The following is a 15766-nucleotide window of genomic DNA, read 5'->3' as shown; positions in this document are numbered from 1 at the left end:
CCCCCTCATCTCCCTCATCCCCCCCACTCCCCACTCCCCAATTCAGTTACCAAATACCACTTTGTGAGTCTGAGGATTGTACCAATTGACACGAAATAATGACACTAATGAATGCCAAGATCAAGAATAAGAATGCCTCAAGGATATTAAAAGTACTATGCCAGAATTACACCAATCAATTGCTCAGCATTATCACGAACGGACTAAATACAACCCTGAGACTCTGGCCTCGAAAAATCACAGGTTAGACTGGGCGAAGCAGCCAGTGCCTTTCAAAGAATACAAAATTGGCTCTACTTACGATCTCAAACCCTATATTCAAGAAAAACCAGAGGCATTTGCTAATAATCCAGATGCTCAATGGTGGCAAAGACTCTCGCGGCTGCTGTTTCGCAGCTATGGACTAACGGCGAAAATGCCTTCTATGGGAAGTGCGGTGTATTTACGTGCTGCTCCCAGTGCGGGCGGGTTGTACCCTGCGGAGGTGTATTTAGTTTCTCGTGGCACTTCGTTATTACCACCAGGTCTGTATAATTACCAGTGTCGGACTCATTCCCTGATGCATTATTGGGAAAGCGATGTTTGGCAAACTCTACAATCAGCTTGTTTCTGGCATCCTTCCCTAGAAAATACCCAATTGGCAATTATTGTGACGGCGGTTTTCTACCGTTCTGCTTGGCGCTATGAAGATCGGGCTTATCGTCGGATTTTTCTGGATTCGGGTCACCTTTTGGGTAATATCGAGTTAGCTGCTGGGATTGCTGACTATCGCCCCCATTTAATCGGCGGTTTTGTGGATGAATCGATAAATGATTTGCTTTATATCGATCCACAACAGGAAGGTGCGATCGCTATTCTACCTCTGGCAGATTTATTAGATATCAATCAAAATCTCCCATTGGGATGTACTGCCCTACCTTCCGCCACTGAAACCAGTTATCCGCAAATTCCCGATGGCGAACTGCTGACATATTTCCACAAACACACCCAGATTCAAACGGGTGTAACTGGCAAGCTGAATCTACCAGCTATCAAACAAGAAAAATCTTTGGAGGATAAATACAATTTTCCTTTCTGTTTGAAAATTCCCACCAACACTACACCTATATATTGGGGAGAAAAGCTCTCAGAACTGGAAATCACTATGCACAAGCGACGTTCTACCCGCGCTTACAATGGTGATGATTTAACTTTCGATGAACTGAAAAGTTTACTCGATTTCACCTATCAACCACAAAATTACATTGACCAAAGTTTAGATATTTCTCCAGACTACTTTGACCCGAATTTAATCGAAACGTTTATTGCTGTTTGCGGTGTCAAAGGACTGGAAGCTGGTTGTTATTATTACGCGCCCAAAGCCCAAGAATTACGCCAAATTCGGTTTAAAAATTTCCGCCGAGAGTTACATTTTCTCTGCTTGGGGCAAGAATTAGGACGGGATGCGGCAGCGGTGCTGTTCCATACAGCGGATCTTAAGGCTGCGATCGCTCAGTATGGCGATCGCGTTTACCGTTATTTACATATGGATGCCGGTCATTTAGGACAACGCCTGAATTTAGCTGCTATGCACCTAAATATAGGTGTTAGTGGCATCGGTGGGTTTTTTGATGACCAAGTAAATGAAGTTTTGGGTATTCCTGCTGATGAAGCTGTTTTATATATCACTACATTCGGACGCCCAAGATAGAACGAACCGCTCCAAGGCAGAGGCGCAGAGATATCAGAAAATCTCTGCGTCTGGTGTGGTTTGATTTGGTTGCTAAATCTCTAGCGGCAAATATTTTTGTATATAGTTTTACTTTTATTTTTTACACAGTTAATATCCTGATAATACCCACTACCATTTGTAATATAACAAACTATGTAGTACGTACAAAGTACTGATGAAGATTGTTTGTTTTTTTATAAAACTTATTTAATTAATTGCAAATGCTTATTTAAAATCAAGTAAAATCAATATTTCAAGAATACTTTGAGAGCTAAATTATGAATTTATCAAAACACTGAACAATTAAAAAATATATCTAAGCTAATTCAAGGCAAAAAATAACTATTTAATAAAAGTCATAATTCTGTCTGGATTCAAGACGGATTTTTTAGAATCCAAGTATATCAAAATTAAATATACAAAAGGTTTTTATCACACAACAACTGATGTTATTTCCTGACAATGAAAACCAACGCCTAGAAGTACTTAATCAGTATCAAATTTTAGATACACCTCCCGAAAAAGTTTTTGATGGACTAGCTCAACTAGCTGCTAATTTTTGTGAAACACCAATTGCTTTAATTACCCTAGTCGATGCAGAACGGGAGTGGTTCAAGTCAAAAATCGGAGTAACTACATCGGAAGTTCCTCGAAACATTTCTTTTGGTGGTTACACTATTTTGCAAAATCAAATATTAATTATCCCAGACATTTTGCAGGATGAACGGTTTGCCACAAATACTTTTGTAACATCAAATAATTGTTTCCGGTTCTATGCAGGAGTTCCCCTAATTACCTCTAATGGCTTTGCATTAGGTACTCTTTGTGTAATTGATTTTGCTGTGCGAAATTTAAATATCAAGGAACAACAAGCTTTACAACAGTTGGCTCGACAAATAATCAGCTATTTAGACTTACATCTGCAAAAAATTATTGATGATAGCCAAAAAAGTTTTAATCTCCTTTTTTCTAAAAATCCTAACCCTATGTGGGTGTTTGATGAAAAAAATCTGCAATTTTTAGATGTGAATAAAGCTGCTATTGTTCACTATGGCTATTCACGAGAAGAATTTTTACAAATGCGAATAACTGATATTCACCCTCCAGAAGATGTGCCTAAAACGCTGGAAAATTTAGCCGAAAAACATTATAATTTCCATTTTTGTGGACAATGGCAACATTGTCGAAAAGACGGGCAGATAATAGATGTGGAAATTGTTTCACATGCAATAGATTATAATAACCACAAAGCTCAGTTGGTTAATATAAAAGATGTTACGGAACACAAAATTTTAGAAAGAAATCTTGAGGAAAGCGAAGCTAGATTTAGAGCTATTTTAGAAGTGATTCCTATTCCATTAATGATTTCGCGTGTGTCTGACGGGTTAATTTTATATGTAAATCAAGAGTTAACTAAAACATTTAAATTTTCGGCGCTAGATTTAGTTAATCATAAAAAGATATTAGATTTTTACCAAGATTCAGTAGATTTATCAGCATTGCTAGAAGCTCTCGAACAAGATGGATATATTCGTAATTATGAACTTCATCTAAAAAGATCCGATGGTACATCTTTTTGGGCGATCGCTTCACTGCAATATTTAAATTTTAACAATGAAGCAGCAATATTGACATTATTTTATGACATTACCAATCGCAAAAATATCGAAACAAAACTCCAAGAACAAAACGAATTTTTGCAGTTAATTTTTGAAAACATACCTTTAATGATTGCACTGATTAATACTAGTGGCAAACTCCAGTGGGTGAACCAAGAATGGGAAACTGTTTTAGGCTGGAAATTTGAAGATTTTGAAAATTCTGATGTTCTAGAAGTCTTATATCCTAATCCTGAATATCGTCAGTATGTAATTAATTTTATTCAGTCTGCACAACGCAATTGGGGTGACTTTAGAGTTCAGTTACGGGATGGTCATTTACTAGATACATCTTGGACTAATGTTAAACTTGCCAATGGTCAAATTATCGGTATTGGACAAGATATCACAGAACGTAAGCAAACTGAACTTGCGATTATTGCTCAAGCTGAGCGAGAACAATTGATGCGGACTGTTGCTCAAAGGATTCGTCAATCTTTGAATCTGCAAGATATTCTCAATGCAACAGTTCAAGAAGTGCGAGATTTGCTGAAGGTTGAACGAGTGGTAGTTTATCAGTTTGACCGAGAGATGATTGGCACAATTATGGCAGAATCAGTAGAGCCTGGATGGACAGTTTCTTTAGGCGTAGAAATTCATGATACTTGTTTTCAAGCAGGCGCAGGAGTGGAGTATTATCAAGGACGTAAGCGAGCGATCGCTAATATTTATCACGCTGGACTAAATGCTTGCCATATTCGCTTATTGGAACGGTTTGATGTCAAAGCAAATTTAGTCGTACCCATTTTACTAGAAGTAAGCTCTCAAAACCCTGGTTCTCACCTCTGGGGTTTACTAATCGCTCATCAATGTTCCCGCTTTCGGGAGTGGGAAGAAAATCAATTAGATTTGCTCGATCAAGTTACAGTTCAATTGGCGATCGCCATTCAACAATCTAGCATCTTTGAGCAAGCTCAAACTGAACTTGTTCAAAGACAAAAAATTGAAGTCAAGCTCAGAAGCGCCTTGGCTGAAAAAGAAGTTCTCTTAAAAGAAGTTCATCATCGAGTTAAAAATAATTTGCAGATTGTCTCCAGCCTATTACAACTCCAGTCTCACACACTCACAGATCCAGAAGTCATTAAAGTTCTCAGAGAAAGTCAGAACCGCATCGAGTCAATATCTCTAATTCACAAAAATTTATATACTTCCGCTAACATTGGGCAAATAGATGTTGGTGATTATATCCATAATTTGGCAGCCAGCCTGTTAATTTCCTATCAAATATTTCCTGGGAGAATTTCTCTAGAAACTGATATAGATTCAGTTAGTTTGAATGTTGACCAAGCTATTGCTTGTGGACTGGTGATCAACGAATTAATTTCCAATTCCCTCAAGCACGCTTTCCCTAACCAACAAGCAGGCATAATTCGTATTGCTTTACGAAATCTTGATAATAGTATCGAGATGACTATCCAAGACAATGGTATTGGTTTACCAGATAATTTAGACTGGAGAAATACTGCTTCTTTGGGTCTCTCTTTAGTGTATGACTTAGTTACAGAACAACTTGAAGGTGACATTACTTTAGAACGCAATCATGGAACAGTATTCAAAATCCAATTCACACAGTTAACTTTGGATTAGTAAATATCAAATGGCTCAAGCTAGGATTTTAGTCGTTGAAGATGAAGTGATTGTGGCTAGAACTATTGCCAACCAACTTAGCCAACTAGGGTACATTGTCACAGGTACAGCTTCCTCAGGAAAAGTTGCCATTGCTAAAGCATCGGAAACTCAACCAGAACTAGTACTAATGGATATTATTCTTAAAGGAGAGATGGACGGTATTGCTACTGCTGCTCATATTCGTGAGCAGCTAGATGTTCCTGTGATTTTTCTCACTGCATATGGTGATGAAAATACCTTAGAACGAGCAAAAATTACCCAACCTTTCGGATATATTGTTAAACCATTTACCACAAAAGATTTAAGAATAGCTATTGAAATCGGTTTATTAAAACACCAGTTAGAACGCGAACTACGGGAGAATCGAGACCAGTTAGCAACTCTTTTAAACTCCATGAGTGATGCTGTGATTGCCACCAATGAAAAAGGAATGGTGACATTCATGAATCCCGCAGCTGAGGCGATAACTGGATGGCCACAAGAAGATGCTTTAGGCAATGAAGTCTCAAACATTTTTCATATTGTTGATGAAGTTACAGAAGCTACCTTAGAAAACCCAGTCACAAAAGTGTTACGGGAGCAACAAGTTGTTTATTTAGGGGAATTTACATCTCTGATTACTAGAGACGGAAAAAGAGTTCCCATTGGCGATAGTGCTTCACCACTGAGACGGGGATCTGACCAGATAAATGGTGTAGTAGTTGTTTTTTGGGATATTAGCGAAAGGCGTCAGACGCAATTGCTAGAGCAAGCATTACAAAAGGAGCAAGAACTTAACCGTCTCAAGTCTTTATTTATTTCGACTGTATCTCATGAATTCCGTAATCCTCTAACAGTTATTCAAACGGCAGTAGAACTCATAGAAATTCAAGGAGCGCATTTGACAGATGTTAAAAGACGCACCTATTTAAACCGCATTCAAGCAGCTGTGCAATCCATGAACCAACTCATGGAAGAGGTGCTATTTATGGGTCATGCGGAGGCAGGAAAATTGGTATGCAATCCTGCTCCAATTAATTTAGAACAATTCTGTAAAGAACTAATTGAAGAATTTTCTAGTGTTATAAATAGTCTAAGTCAAATTATTTTTACTTGTCATAGTGAGAATACGAACGCTGTGATGGATGAACGGCTCTTACATTACATGTTCGGAAATCTCCTGTCAAACGCAGTTAAATATTCTCCCAGAGGTGGCAATATTCAATTTGATCTAATATGTGACCCTAGCGATAAAGTAGCAATTTTTTATATTCAAGACCAAGGAATTGGTATTCCTGAAGCAGACCAAGCCAGACTTTTTGAATCATTCTACCGAGCCTCAAATGTCCAATCAATTCAGGGTACTGGATTGGGGTTAGTCATTGTTAAAAGGTGCGTTGATGCCCACAGGGGTGAAATCAGCGTTACAAGTAAAGTTGGCATTGGTACTACATTTACAGTAATTTTGCCTTTAAATCCTGAATCATTATTGAATGAAGCCAATGATTGATAGGTCAACAAGAAGGCAGTAGGGAGTAGGGAGTAGGGAGTGGGGAAGACAGCATTGAACGGGGCTTGAGACCTTGGTCCTTTGCAATCGTCTTAAAAGACGGGGCTTGTAGAGCGCTGGTTGGGGTCGCTATTTTTTTCCCTACTCCCGACTCCCTACTCCCGACTCCCGCCCCAACGGGGCTTGGTCATTCGTTTGTCAAAGGACTTAACAAATAGACCTCTTGCAAAAGTCCCTAACACCCCACCCCCAACCCCTCCCCGCAAGCGCGGAGGGGAGCGTTTGCGTCAGCAAATGCGGGGTGGGGTTCTTTATTTTTGATTTATGCAAGAGGTCTAATGTGCTGCGCTCCCTAGAAGTGGAAGGATTTTTGATATGGGTTGGGCATGATAAATAGACATAGCACACAACCCCAAGAAAATTCTGATGATAAATGCGATCGCCACTAGATTTCGCCGCGTTATGGCTGGGAGGAAAAGCCGGATTGCCTATTTTCAAGGACATAAAGGCAAAAATCAAACCAGCCGTTCCTTAGTACTCTATACCTGCATAGGATTAGTAGGTACAATTCTGGCATTGTTGTTAATGGCATCCCCAGGATTTACCCAAAAGCCACAACCCCAACAACCGTTATTAGTAGCTACACGAGTCATACCACCCTTTGTGCTACCAGAGAAAGGTCAGCTATCGGGATTTAGTATCGACCTTTGGCGCAGCATCGCTAACGAAATCGGTGTAGAGTCTAAATTTATTCAATATTCCACAGTGTCGGAACTGCTTGCTGGCATTCAGGACAACAAAGCCAACTTAGGAATTGCAGCTATCTCCATTACAGCCGAACGCCAGCAGAATTTTGACTTCTCATTACCGATTTTTGCTGGGGGGCTGCAAATTCTGGTCAGAAATGCAGAGAACAACAACACTGGCTTTCCAAATATTTTGCAATTATTTTTTTCTGCTAGCCTCTTCCAAGTCATAGGCATTGCCCTAGTACTAATTGTCATAGCAGCCCACATTATTTGGTTATCTGAGCGCCATCATAAAGAAGGGATGGTTCCTGAATCATACTTTCCTGGTATTTTCAAAGCCTGTTGGTGGGCAGCTGCCACATTAGCAACCCAAGCTGATGAAATGCCCAAGGGAGTATTAGGACGCTTAGTAGGTATTGTTTGGATGTTCATCGGAGTGCTTTTCGCTGCCTACTTTACAGCCACCGCCACCACCTCATTAACAGTGCAGCAACTCCAAGGCGATATCAAGAGTATCGACGATTTACCAGGCAAGATAGTAGCTACAACTGCGGGTAGCACAGCAGCTGCATACCTGCGAGAACATCATATTTCAGTTCTAGAAGTCCCTAAAATTGAGCAAGCTTACAATGCTCTGCAAACAAAAAAAGCTGATGCCGTGGTGTTTGATGCACCTGTACTCCTCTTCTATGCTGCCAATGAAGGCAAAGGCAAAGTACAGGTTGTTGGCACTATCTTGCGTGAAGAAAGTTACGGTATCGTTCTACCGAATAACAGTCCCTATCGCAAACCAATTAACAAAGCCTTACTGAATCTCAAAGAAAATGGCACTTATCAATCGTTATATGATAAGTGGTTTGATGCTAAAGAATCTTGAGGAAGGGAGTGGGGAATGGGGAGTGGGGGAGATGAGGGCAGGGGGAGATGAGGGGGATGGGAGTTTGAGGTTTTGAAGCTCGACGTTGAACCTCTAAGTATGAACGTTGAGGCTTTGAAGCTCGACGTTGAACCTCTGAGCATGAACGTTGAGGCTTTGAAGCTCGACGTTGAACCTTTGAGCATGAACGTTGAGGCTTTGAACTCGAAAGTTGCACCTTTGAGCATGAACATTGAGGCTTTGAACTCGAAAGTTGCGCCTTTGAGCCTGGAAGTTGCACCTTTGAGCCTGAAGCTTTAAGTTCTAAGCCTGCCCCATGCCCAATCCCCATACTTCGGCTTCGCTCAGTACAAGTGCCCAATGCCCAATGCCCCATGCCCCACTCCCCATTCCCTACTCCCCACTCCCTTCTTGAGCAATTAGAGCTTTTGCTTGCTGCCAAAGAGTTTCTAACTCATCCAAACTGTAATCACTAAGGGGACGGTCAACAACTGCCTCCATTTTTTGTAACCGCTGGACAAATCGCTGATTTGTACCTTGCAAACCAGCACTGGGGTCAAGGTTATGCCAACGTGCAAGTTGAATCACCGCAAATAGTAAATCCCCTAATTCTGATTGTTGCCGTGCGGGTGTTTCGTCAGCTAAAGCCTGTTCAAATTCCGCCAACTCTTCATGAAATTTATCCCAGACGCCCTCAATGTTTTCCCATTCAAACCCCACAGCCGCAGCCTTTTCGGAAATCTTCATCGCCGCAGTTAACGGGGGAAGAGTACGTCCATAACGACTGAGTTTCGCACTAAGTTTTTGAGTTTCTGGGGATGACTCGCCTTTTTCCGCAGCTTTGATTTGTTCCCAATTTTGCCGCACCTCATCCACACTTTGCACCGACACATCACCAAACACATGGGGATGACGGCGAATCAACTTTTGGGAAATGCCTTGAGCGATTTCTTTGAGAGAAAATTGTCCAGATTCACTGGCGATTTGGGCTTGCAATACTACTTGTAATAATAAATCGCCTAACTCTTCGGCGATCGCACTTTTATCCCCACTTTTAATCGCATCCACCACTTCATAAGCTTCTTCGATTACATAGGGTGTCAGCGTTTCGGGAGTTTGTGCCAAATCCCAGGGACAACCACCATCAGGCGATCGCAATTTTGCTACTACCTCTATTAACTCCTGTAACGCCGCCAAAGTATCAACTTTGTCATTTGTCATTTGTGATTTGTCCTTTGTCAAGAGTTAGGAGTTTTCCCCTTGTCGCCTCTAGCCCTTTGTCTGCCAGTCCCTCTGCTTCCGGTAGAGCGAGGACGACCGCGAGTTGCAACTTTACGCTTCTTTATTTTGCCACTAGGAAGCAACCCACGAATTCCCTGTTTTTGAAAGCGCTTGTATGCCGAACCGCTCCAATCGCTGAGAGAATGACTCATAGCACCGAATTCCAAACCCAAGAACAGGGCGACATATTCAGTATCGTATTGCAGGAGCGATCGCCCAATACTTCCACCCAAATCCTGCCAGGTAAAATTAAAATTCCACAGCTTTTGGGCAATTACCAAAACAAAAATTGCCAAGATAGCTAGCAAGCACCCCAGATAGATTATCCGCAGCGTCGTACCAATAATCGGCCCGTGGGATAAAAAAGAACGATGCCGCAAACTTTTTTGATAAGGTAGCCAAATCCAACGCAAGAAACCCCAGCGTTGAAATTGCACAGAATAAATATCTAAATCCGGGCCAAACATCAGCCCACCGAAGAGAAACCCGCCTGCAACCAACAAAGTCGCATTGCTACTGCGAGTCTGCCACAAAGTTACACCCGCCACGAACGGCAGAGCATATAGAGTAATGCGATCGTGCGTGCGACCAGAGGGCATTCTGAGTCCTAAGTGCTGAATACTGAGAGATTATAAGCCAATACTGTTGGGTTAAGCATTTCTTCTTTGTCTGTGTGTCCTTGGCACCTGCGCGTCTACGTTCAAAAAATATTTTTCCAAAAACACTAGCGCAATAGAAAATCTTTTGCTATATTATATAATCGTGAGACAAAACGGGCGGTTAGCTCAGTTGGTAGAGCGCCTGCCTTACAAGCAGGATGTCATCAGTTCGAGTCTGGTACTGCCCATAGACCAAAAAAAAACGAAAAGCCGTCGATTTGTGACTTTACCCATAACTTTGCCGCAACGGCAAGCTTATGCTTCCAATAAAGGGTGGCAAGGTTATGGTTCCAGTCATATAAGCTGTTCTAGTTTTACATATAACAGCTTACAAACCAAACTCACGTCGTGCATCATTAAAAGCAGCGCGGACTTGTTTATATCTAAAACACCCCGGATTTGGCATTAATTCACAAACACGACCTTCTGTGGGATACACACCCTGAGCATTAAGGCTAAGGACAATCTCTCTAACTTCGCTGCAAAGTTTTTCTATGCTTTTGAGACGGCAAGCTTTATTGTAATTACGACATTTAGCAGAAATAGCACTACACAAATCTGGAAAGTGTCTAGAAATAGTTCTGTTGTGATGACCTAAACGCTTTCCAACTTCTTCCATTGTTGGTGGTGGTTCTTCATTACCTGTAAGTATTGCTAATAAAGCATCTTTTACTTGATATTGGTCGAAAGATTTTGGAGATACCCTTGGTGTGCGAGAAAGTTGGAGGTGCTTCTGCGAGATTTTTGTAAAAGATTTAGTAATTAGATTTTTTGGAGTAAGAAATTCTACCAACGATATCTCTAATTCGTAACAAATTTTCAGAAGTGTATTTAGCTCTGGCAAGGTTTTAGTAGACTGCCACATCCACAAACTATTTTTTGGTACTCCAATAAGACGAGAAAATGCAGCTGCATTATTTTCCGCAACTTTATCAATAACTATATTTAATGATTTTGTAATATTTTCTTTTGATGGGGCAGATTCAAAGCATTGAGCAGCTAAAATTAGCTCTCCTACAACATTGGCAGTCCAATACTGCCACTCCAACTGTAATTTTATTGATCCTTCACCATCTGTAAATGTCTTAAGGCATTGATTTGCGCCTAACCACTCTCCACACTTTGAACAGTAACCAGGTCTTGAGCGCCAGTTTAACAAAGGTGATTCATGATTACAGTGAGGGCAAAGTTCAACCAAGGGTTTTTGATGCTGCGGGCAAATTGTAATTAGGTTAATTGTCCAAAGCAATTGCTCATAGACTACCAGCCCATTTTGATGCCGCTCTTGATAACAAATTGGACACCAAGCTTTTCTGGTACGAAATAAATTGCGTGGAGTCAAAATGTTAGACCAAAACAGCATGGTTAAAAAACGCAAGTCATCTCTAAGCGTCAATTTTTGTAAAACTTGAACTAAATCTGCTGCCATCTCTCCCATGCCATTTAACGCTTGACTACGGTTGAATATTTCACGAAAACCTCGATTAGCTCCATTTTGGAAATATATTTTATTGACAAGCGGAGCAATTTCTCTAGTTATCAAGACTCCTGGAAGAACTCCATGCAACTCTGCTATCCGTGCGATATAGCCTGTTAAACTCTCTATGTAAGGAGTCCCAAGACCTACAGGTTGAGGTTGATAGAGGCGACTACGTTGTGGAATTAATGGCTTTTTTAAATTCCAAGATTCGTATGTTTCTAATACACTAGCTAACATCTTGCTGCACTCCGATGGGATCTCTTTTAGCTTTGCGTTTGCCAACCTTTCCTGGCGAACGAGTAGTTTTTGGAGTTTCTTCGGGTAGCACAATTGGTTTTGCGCCAAGTCCTAATGCAGAGCGTAAGTTTTGTATATCTGTTTCCGTTTCAGATAATTGTCGTTCGCCCTCTTGAATTTCCTTGAACATTCTCTGACACTGGGCAACCGACCAAGCACGTTTTTGTAAGTCTTTGAGAGTGACTGTTGTTGCTTCTCGATCTAGAGCATCTTTGAGAGCGCGTGTTAACCAATTTTTTAGTATGCCAACACATCCTAAAGTACGTTCGTAAAAATATTCCCAATGACTAACTAAATCTGGATGCTCTGCAAGTGGCATCTGCTGTTGAAAAGTCAACAATACACTTTTGAAAGCTTGTACATCCTCTGGATTATCAGCACAATAACGACGGAAATGAATATCGACACTACGACGTGATAATTGACCGCTCAAATTACGGAATGTCAGTAATTCGTAAGTTCCTAATAGACAATGCAAGATACCTGTCATATTTGCCACAGATTTGAGGCAGTCTAATTGATCTTGTAGCTTGTATCCGCTTGCCATCTTGCCAAAATGTTGTGCTTCATCTACAAAAAATACGTCTGGATGACGATGGATGAGGGCATTTTCTAAAGCTCTGCGTAGAGCAGGTGCAACTACTTTCGACTCAACATTAATTTTTCCAAAATTATCGCGAGAGATACCACGCACACCATAATCAAACTTGTGATCGATTAAGGGTTCCTCTAAGGCGATTAAAGCGCGTGTGTAGTAATCTTTCCAGTTGAAGTTTCTCGATTCTGGAGCTACAGCTTCAACACCAACAACAGGAACACGACTGCGATCGCTTTCCAGTTTAGGTAATGCTAGTTCTGTTAATTTCTGCTCAACGCGGAGTCGCAAAGTTGTTTTACCGATACCGCTAGGGCCATAAATAAAGATAAATGATGCCCCTGCGGGTTCAGCAATTGTTCGCATGAGAATTTCATAGACTTCTTTAAGTCGAGGATGCGCTACGGTGTAATTTTCAAAGTAAGCAAGCCTTTCTGTAACAGACCGTGTGAGGAGTTCAAGAGGAAATCCAGTAGATTTTGTCATAATTAAAACTCCTCATACACTACAAGTGTTTCTGGGACGATCGCTTCATCTTCATCCGCTTGAAAATCGGTATTGGCAAAAGTAACTTGAATAAGTTTTGGTTCTTCGTTACGGCTTGTTGTCGCTTTTCCACCCTCGATTACCCTAAAGACTTCCTTAACTTCTGCATCATAGGAACGCTGTTCTAATAGAGCTTCTTGAGCTTCTACCGATGCTAAAAATTCTGCTAAATTCTTAGCTGAAACTTTAGATTGTTGTGCATGATTTGAAGAGCGTTTGCGTAATTCGATACTAGCTAACTTCAATTCTTTTTCTGAACGACCTTGGAGTTCTGCATAATATTGAGAGATACACTGTACCCACTGTCCTCGAACAAAGGCGTAAGCGATACCAATATTAAACGGGTCGTATCTTATCTGCACAGAGGTATTTTCAATTTGGGGGTCGCGGAAACTATTAGACCAGTAGTAGATTGAGTTAATTTTTACACCACGTCCAACTTGAACTTTTGCTTTCCCCTCTGAGGTCGTAGGTAGGGTAAGAATCTGAAAGTTTTCATCGTAAGGAATCATGCGGTGAACCCGACTGCCACCAATCGCGATACCCGCAGCAAACGCATCCCTCGGACTCTGGAAAAGTGCCGGATGTTCGTCTGTATCGTAAACTTTGTAAGCCCAAGCACAAAGGTATTCATAAAGTAAACCAAGTGTCCATACAGCTTGATTTTTAGGGTTAACTGACTTGGTGACTTGGCGGACGTTACGAGTTATTTGTGTATTACCAAGTAAGTTATGGACAAATTGAGTATTGGAAGTTCCAAATAGGCGTTCGCAAACCGAACCAAAACGAGCTTTGGCTGGGGGTCTTTGCTTTTTTGTACATTCAAAAGTAGCTAGTAGTGTTTCAAAATAAACGCTGTGAAACTCTGCACCGTTATCTACTACTACAATTTGGGGAAGCCTGCCGTGACGCTTGACACAAATTCTTAGCACCATTAAGCAAGAACGATATGAGGGTGAGTCAAACGTTAGGTAAACTGCCAGCAATCGCCGTGAATAAGCATCTACGAGAAATGTTGCCCAAGGTCTGCCAAGATTGCGACCTGTATCAGAGCAAACTAGCTCTACATCTAACTCAGTATGATCTATATGCCCAATTTCAAAAGGGCGATCGCCGTGTCTTGGGGTAGTTATAGCAAGCTCCCAATAGAAGGATTCATGCTGATAAGCGGCACGACGACCTTGGCGTTTTTTAGTCTGTTCGTAACCAGTCCGGCGTTGTACTTCTTTGGTAAATGCTTTATAGCTGGGAGCAATTACACCAGATTCTTCGCAAGCTCGAACTAAAGCCGCGTGAACCTCCCACATTCTTTTTTGTTTAAGAGTTTCATAGTCTTCTAAAATAAACTTCTCCATAATTGCTAAGGTGTCTTCGGGCAGCTTGCGCTGACGATTACCTTTGACACTGCGATGGGACAAAAGCCCAATGTAGCCGCAACCGTATTTTTGAATTGCAGTTAGATATTTAGCTTTCCAGTCACGAATGGTACGGGCTGGTATTGTTTCGTTTTCTGGAGGATGGCCGTTTAAGTAAGGTTCGATAATTTTGTAGCGTTCAAGGGCTTCTGCTTGGTCTTCAGGACTAGCTTGACGAAATCGCTGCCAAGATTCTGTGCTAATAGCTGTTTTTTCTGGTGTTTGGAGACTGGTGATTTTTCCTTGGCGAACTAGATTCTCAAATACAGCTTTTTTGAGTTCAATTAACTGATTATTTTCTGCGCCAAGTATAACCTCTGTTTCTCCAACATGAATGATATTTAAACCTTTGCCGTCCCAACTAACAGTCGTTCCAGTAACAATATTGACTACAGGAGAGATAGCCGGAAGATTTACACTTGGCTGCTCAACCATTAATCTGTAAGCACTAGCAGTTTGTTCGTCACGGAAGATTAGACATCTTTCTGGTTCAGCTAATGGTGTAGCATTTAAATCAATATAGATTTGCTGTTGAATAATTAAGGTGTAGATATCGTCAGATTTAGCTCCTGTTGAATGATTGAGTAATTCTGCTAAAGTGATTCCTGGTTGAGATGACACAACTGCAAGTAATGATTGAGCAATCGCTTCTTCCACTACTAGAGATTCTGAGCGATAATAATCCTCTAAAAATTGCAGATTACGTTGCAGAACCCAATTGATTTCGCGATCTGAGCGAATGCAGTAATAAAGCCCAAACTGGTTAGCATAGTCTTCTCCTGGCGGGCAATGCCATTGATTATCTTCTTCAGAGTAAAAGTAACGATTGGGGTTTTTCTCTGCTAGTTTTTTCAAATCCTGCTCAGTTTTACATTCTTCCCAACCAGCCGAATTGGTTCGGATGACAAATAAATCTGGGGTGTGTAAAACGCCTAATCTACGTCCATTACTTGCTTGATAGTCAAGTTTAATTTGTGGTGGTTGATCGTAGAATTCTAGAACATCTTCATCGTGTTCTAACTGATAGATAATTGGCAGTTCAACCCGATGAGACTCAAATTGAATCGTCACTCCCATCTTGCGGCTAGGGTAGCGTCCCGAAACATTCTTGCTACCGCCACCAACGCGACGGGATGGCTCAGATGAGCGAACTTTCTCAATAATTTTTTGCCCTGCCTCGGATATTTGAAGGCGAGCAACCCATTGTTCAAATTGCTCTTTCATATACTCCTTAGTAAGCGCAAAGCGCCTTATTTTATGAATCTATCAAAATAAGACCATAAAGTTAGGAACTTGCTTGCCTGATGCTATACTAATTAACTTTATAACACTTATATTGTGCAAAAGTCCACTGATAGTAGATAGATTTAATGGTGATAC

Annotated in this window: 10 protein-coding genes and 1 tRNA gene; 6 read left to right on the top strand and 5 right to left on the bottom strand. The window is 41.0% G+C overall.

Annotated features, from left to right (window positions below; all coding sequences use genetic code 11):
* Positions 1–157: 157 nt before the first annotated feature.
* The 5 genes from IQ276_RS17665 to IQ276_RS17645 all read left to right on the top strand — a co-directional run bounded on the left by IQ276_RS17665 (position 158) and on the right by IQ276_RS17645 (position 8413).
* A complete protein-coding gene (locus tag IQ276_RS17665) occupies positions 158–1690 on the top strand; it encodes a SagB/ThcOx family dehydrogenase (RefSeq protein ID WP_190880938.1) in 1533 nt (510 codons plus the stop codon).
* A 467-nt stretch (positions 1691–2157) separates the two neighbouring features.
* Complete coding sequence (locus tag IQ276_RS17660; protein WP_193921014.1) at positions 2158–4956, top strand: PAS domain S-box protein; 2799 nt, start codon at positions 2158–2160, stop codon at positions 4954–4956.
* Between the two features lie 10 nt (positions 4957–4966).
* Positions 4967–6487 (top strand): hybrid sensor histidine kinase/response regulator, encoded by a 1521-nt coding sequence (locus IQ276_RS17655; RefSeq protein ID WP_193921016.1) that lies wholly within the window; start codon positions 4967–4969, stop codon positions 6485–6487.
* Between the two features lie 426 nt (positions 6488–6913).
* Positions 6914–8113 (top strand): transporter substrate-binding domain-containing protein, encoded by a 1200-nt coding sequence (locus tag IQ276_RS17650; RefSeq protein ID WP_193925972.1) that lies wholly within the window; start codon positions 6914–6916, stop codon positions 8111–8113.
* A gap of 72 nt (positions 8114–8185) precedes the next feature.
* Complete coding sequence (locus IQ276_RS17645) at positions 8186–8413, top strand: hypothetical protein (protein ID WP_235115748.1); 228 nt, start codon at positions 8186–8188, stop codon at positions 8411–8413.
* 93 nt (positions 8414–8506) lie between these two features.
* Here IQ276_RS17645 and mazG read toward each other — a convergent pair whose 3' ends face one another.
* Positions 8507–9334, bottom strand: coding sequence for a nucleoside triphosphate pyrophosphohydrolase (mazG, locus tag IQ276_RS17640; protein WP_235115747.1), 828 nt, complete (start codon positions 9332–9334; stop codon positions 8507–8509).
* A 17-nt stretch (positions 9335–9351) separates the two neighbouring features.
* Positions 9352–9993 (bottom strand): metal-binding protein, encoded by a 642-nt coding sequence (locus IQ276_RS17635; RefSeq protein WP_235115746.1) that lies wholly within the window; start codon positions 9991–9993, stop codon positions 9352–9354.
* Positions 9994–10168: 175 nt separating this feature from the next.
* Here IQ276_RS17635 and IQ276_RS17630 point away from each other — a divergent pair.
* Positions 10169–10241: transfer RNA gene (locus tag IQ276_RS17630), tRNA-Val, on the top strand.
* Positions 10242–10381: 140 nt separating this feature from the next.
* Here IQ276_RS17630 and IQ276_RS17625 read toward each other — a convergent pair.
* Genes IQ276_RS17625 through IQ276_RS17615 form a run of 3 tightly spaced genes read right to left on the bottom strand, consistent with a single transcriptional unit; the run spans position 10382 to position 15610 of the window.
* Entirely contained in the window at positions 10382–11770 is a 1389-nt protein-coding gene (locus tag IQ276_RS17625) for a TniQ family protein (protein WP_193918617.1), read from the bottom strand.
* A complete protein-coding gene (locus IQ276_RS17620) occupies positions 11760–12911 on the bottom strand; it encodes an ATP-binding protein (RefSeq protein ID WP_193918615.1) in 1152 nt (383 codons plus the stop codon). The genes IQ276_RS17625 and IQ276_RS17620 overlap by 11 nt, the downstream gene beginning before the upstream one ends.
* Positions 12912–12913: 2 nt before the next feature.
* Positions 12914–15610, bottom strand: a complete 2697-nt coding sequence (locus IQ276_RS17615) for a TnsB C-terminal domain-containing protein (RefSeq protein ID WP_193918613.1) — start codon at positions 15608–15610, stop codon at positions 12914–12916.
* Positions 15611–15766 lie beyond the last annotated feature (156 nt).

Source organism: Desmonostoc muscorum LEGE 12446, assembly GCF_015207005.2.
Taxonomy (GTDB): Bacteria; Cyanobacteriota; Cyanobacteriia; order Cyanobacteriales; family Nostocaceae; genus Nostoc; species Nostoc muscorum.
This window is presented reverse-complemented; position numbering and strand designations above follow the sequence as displayed.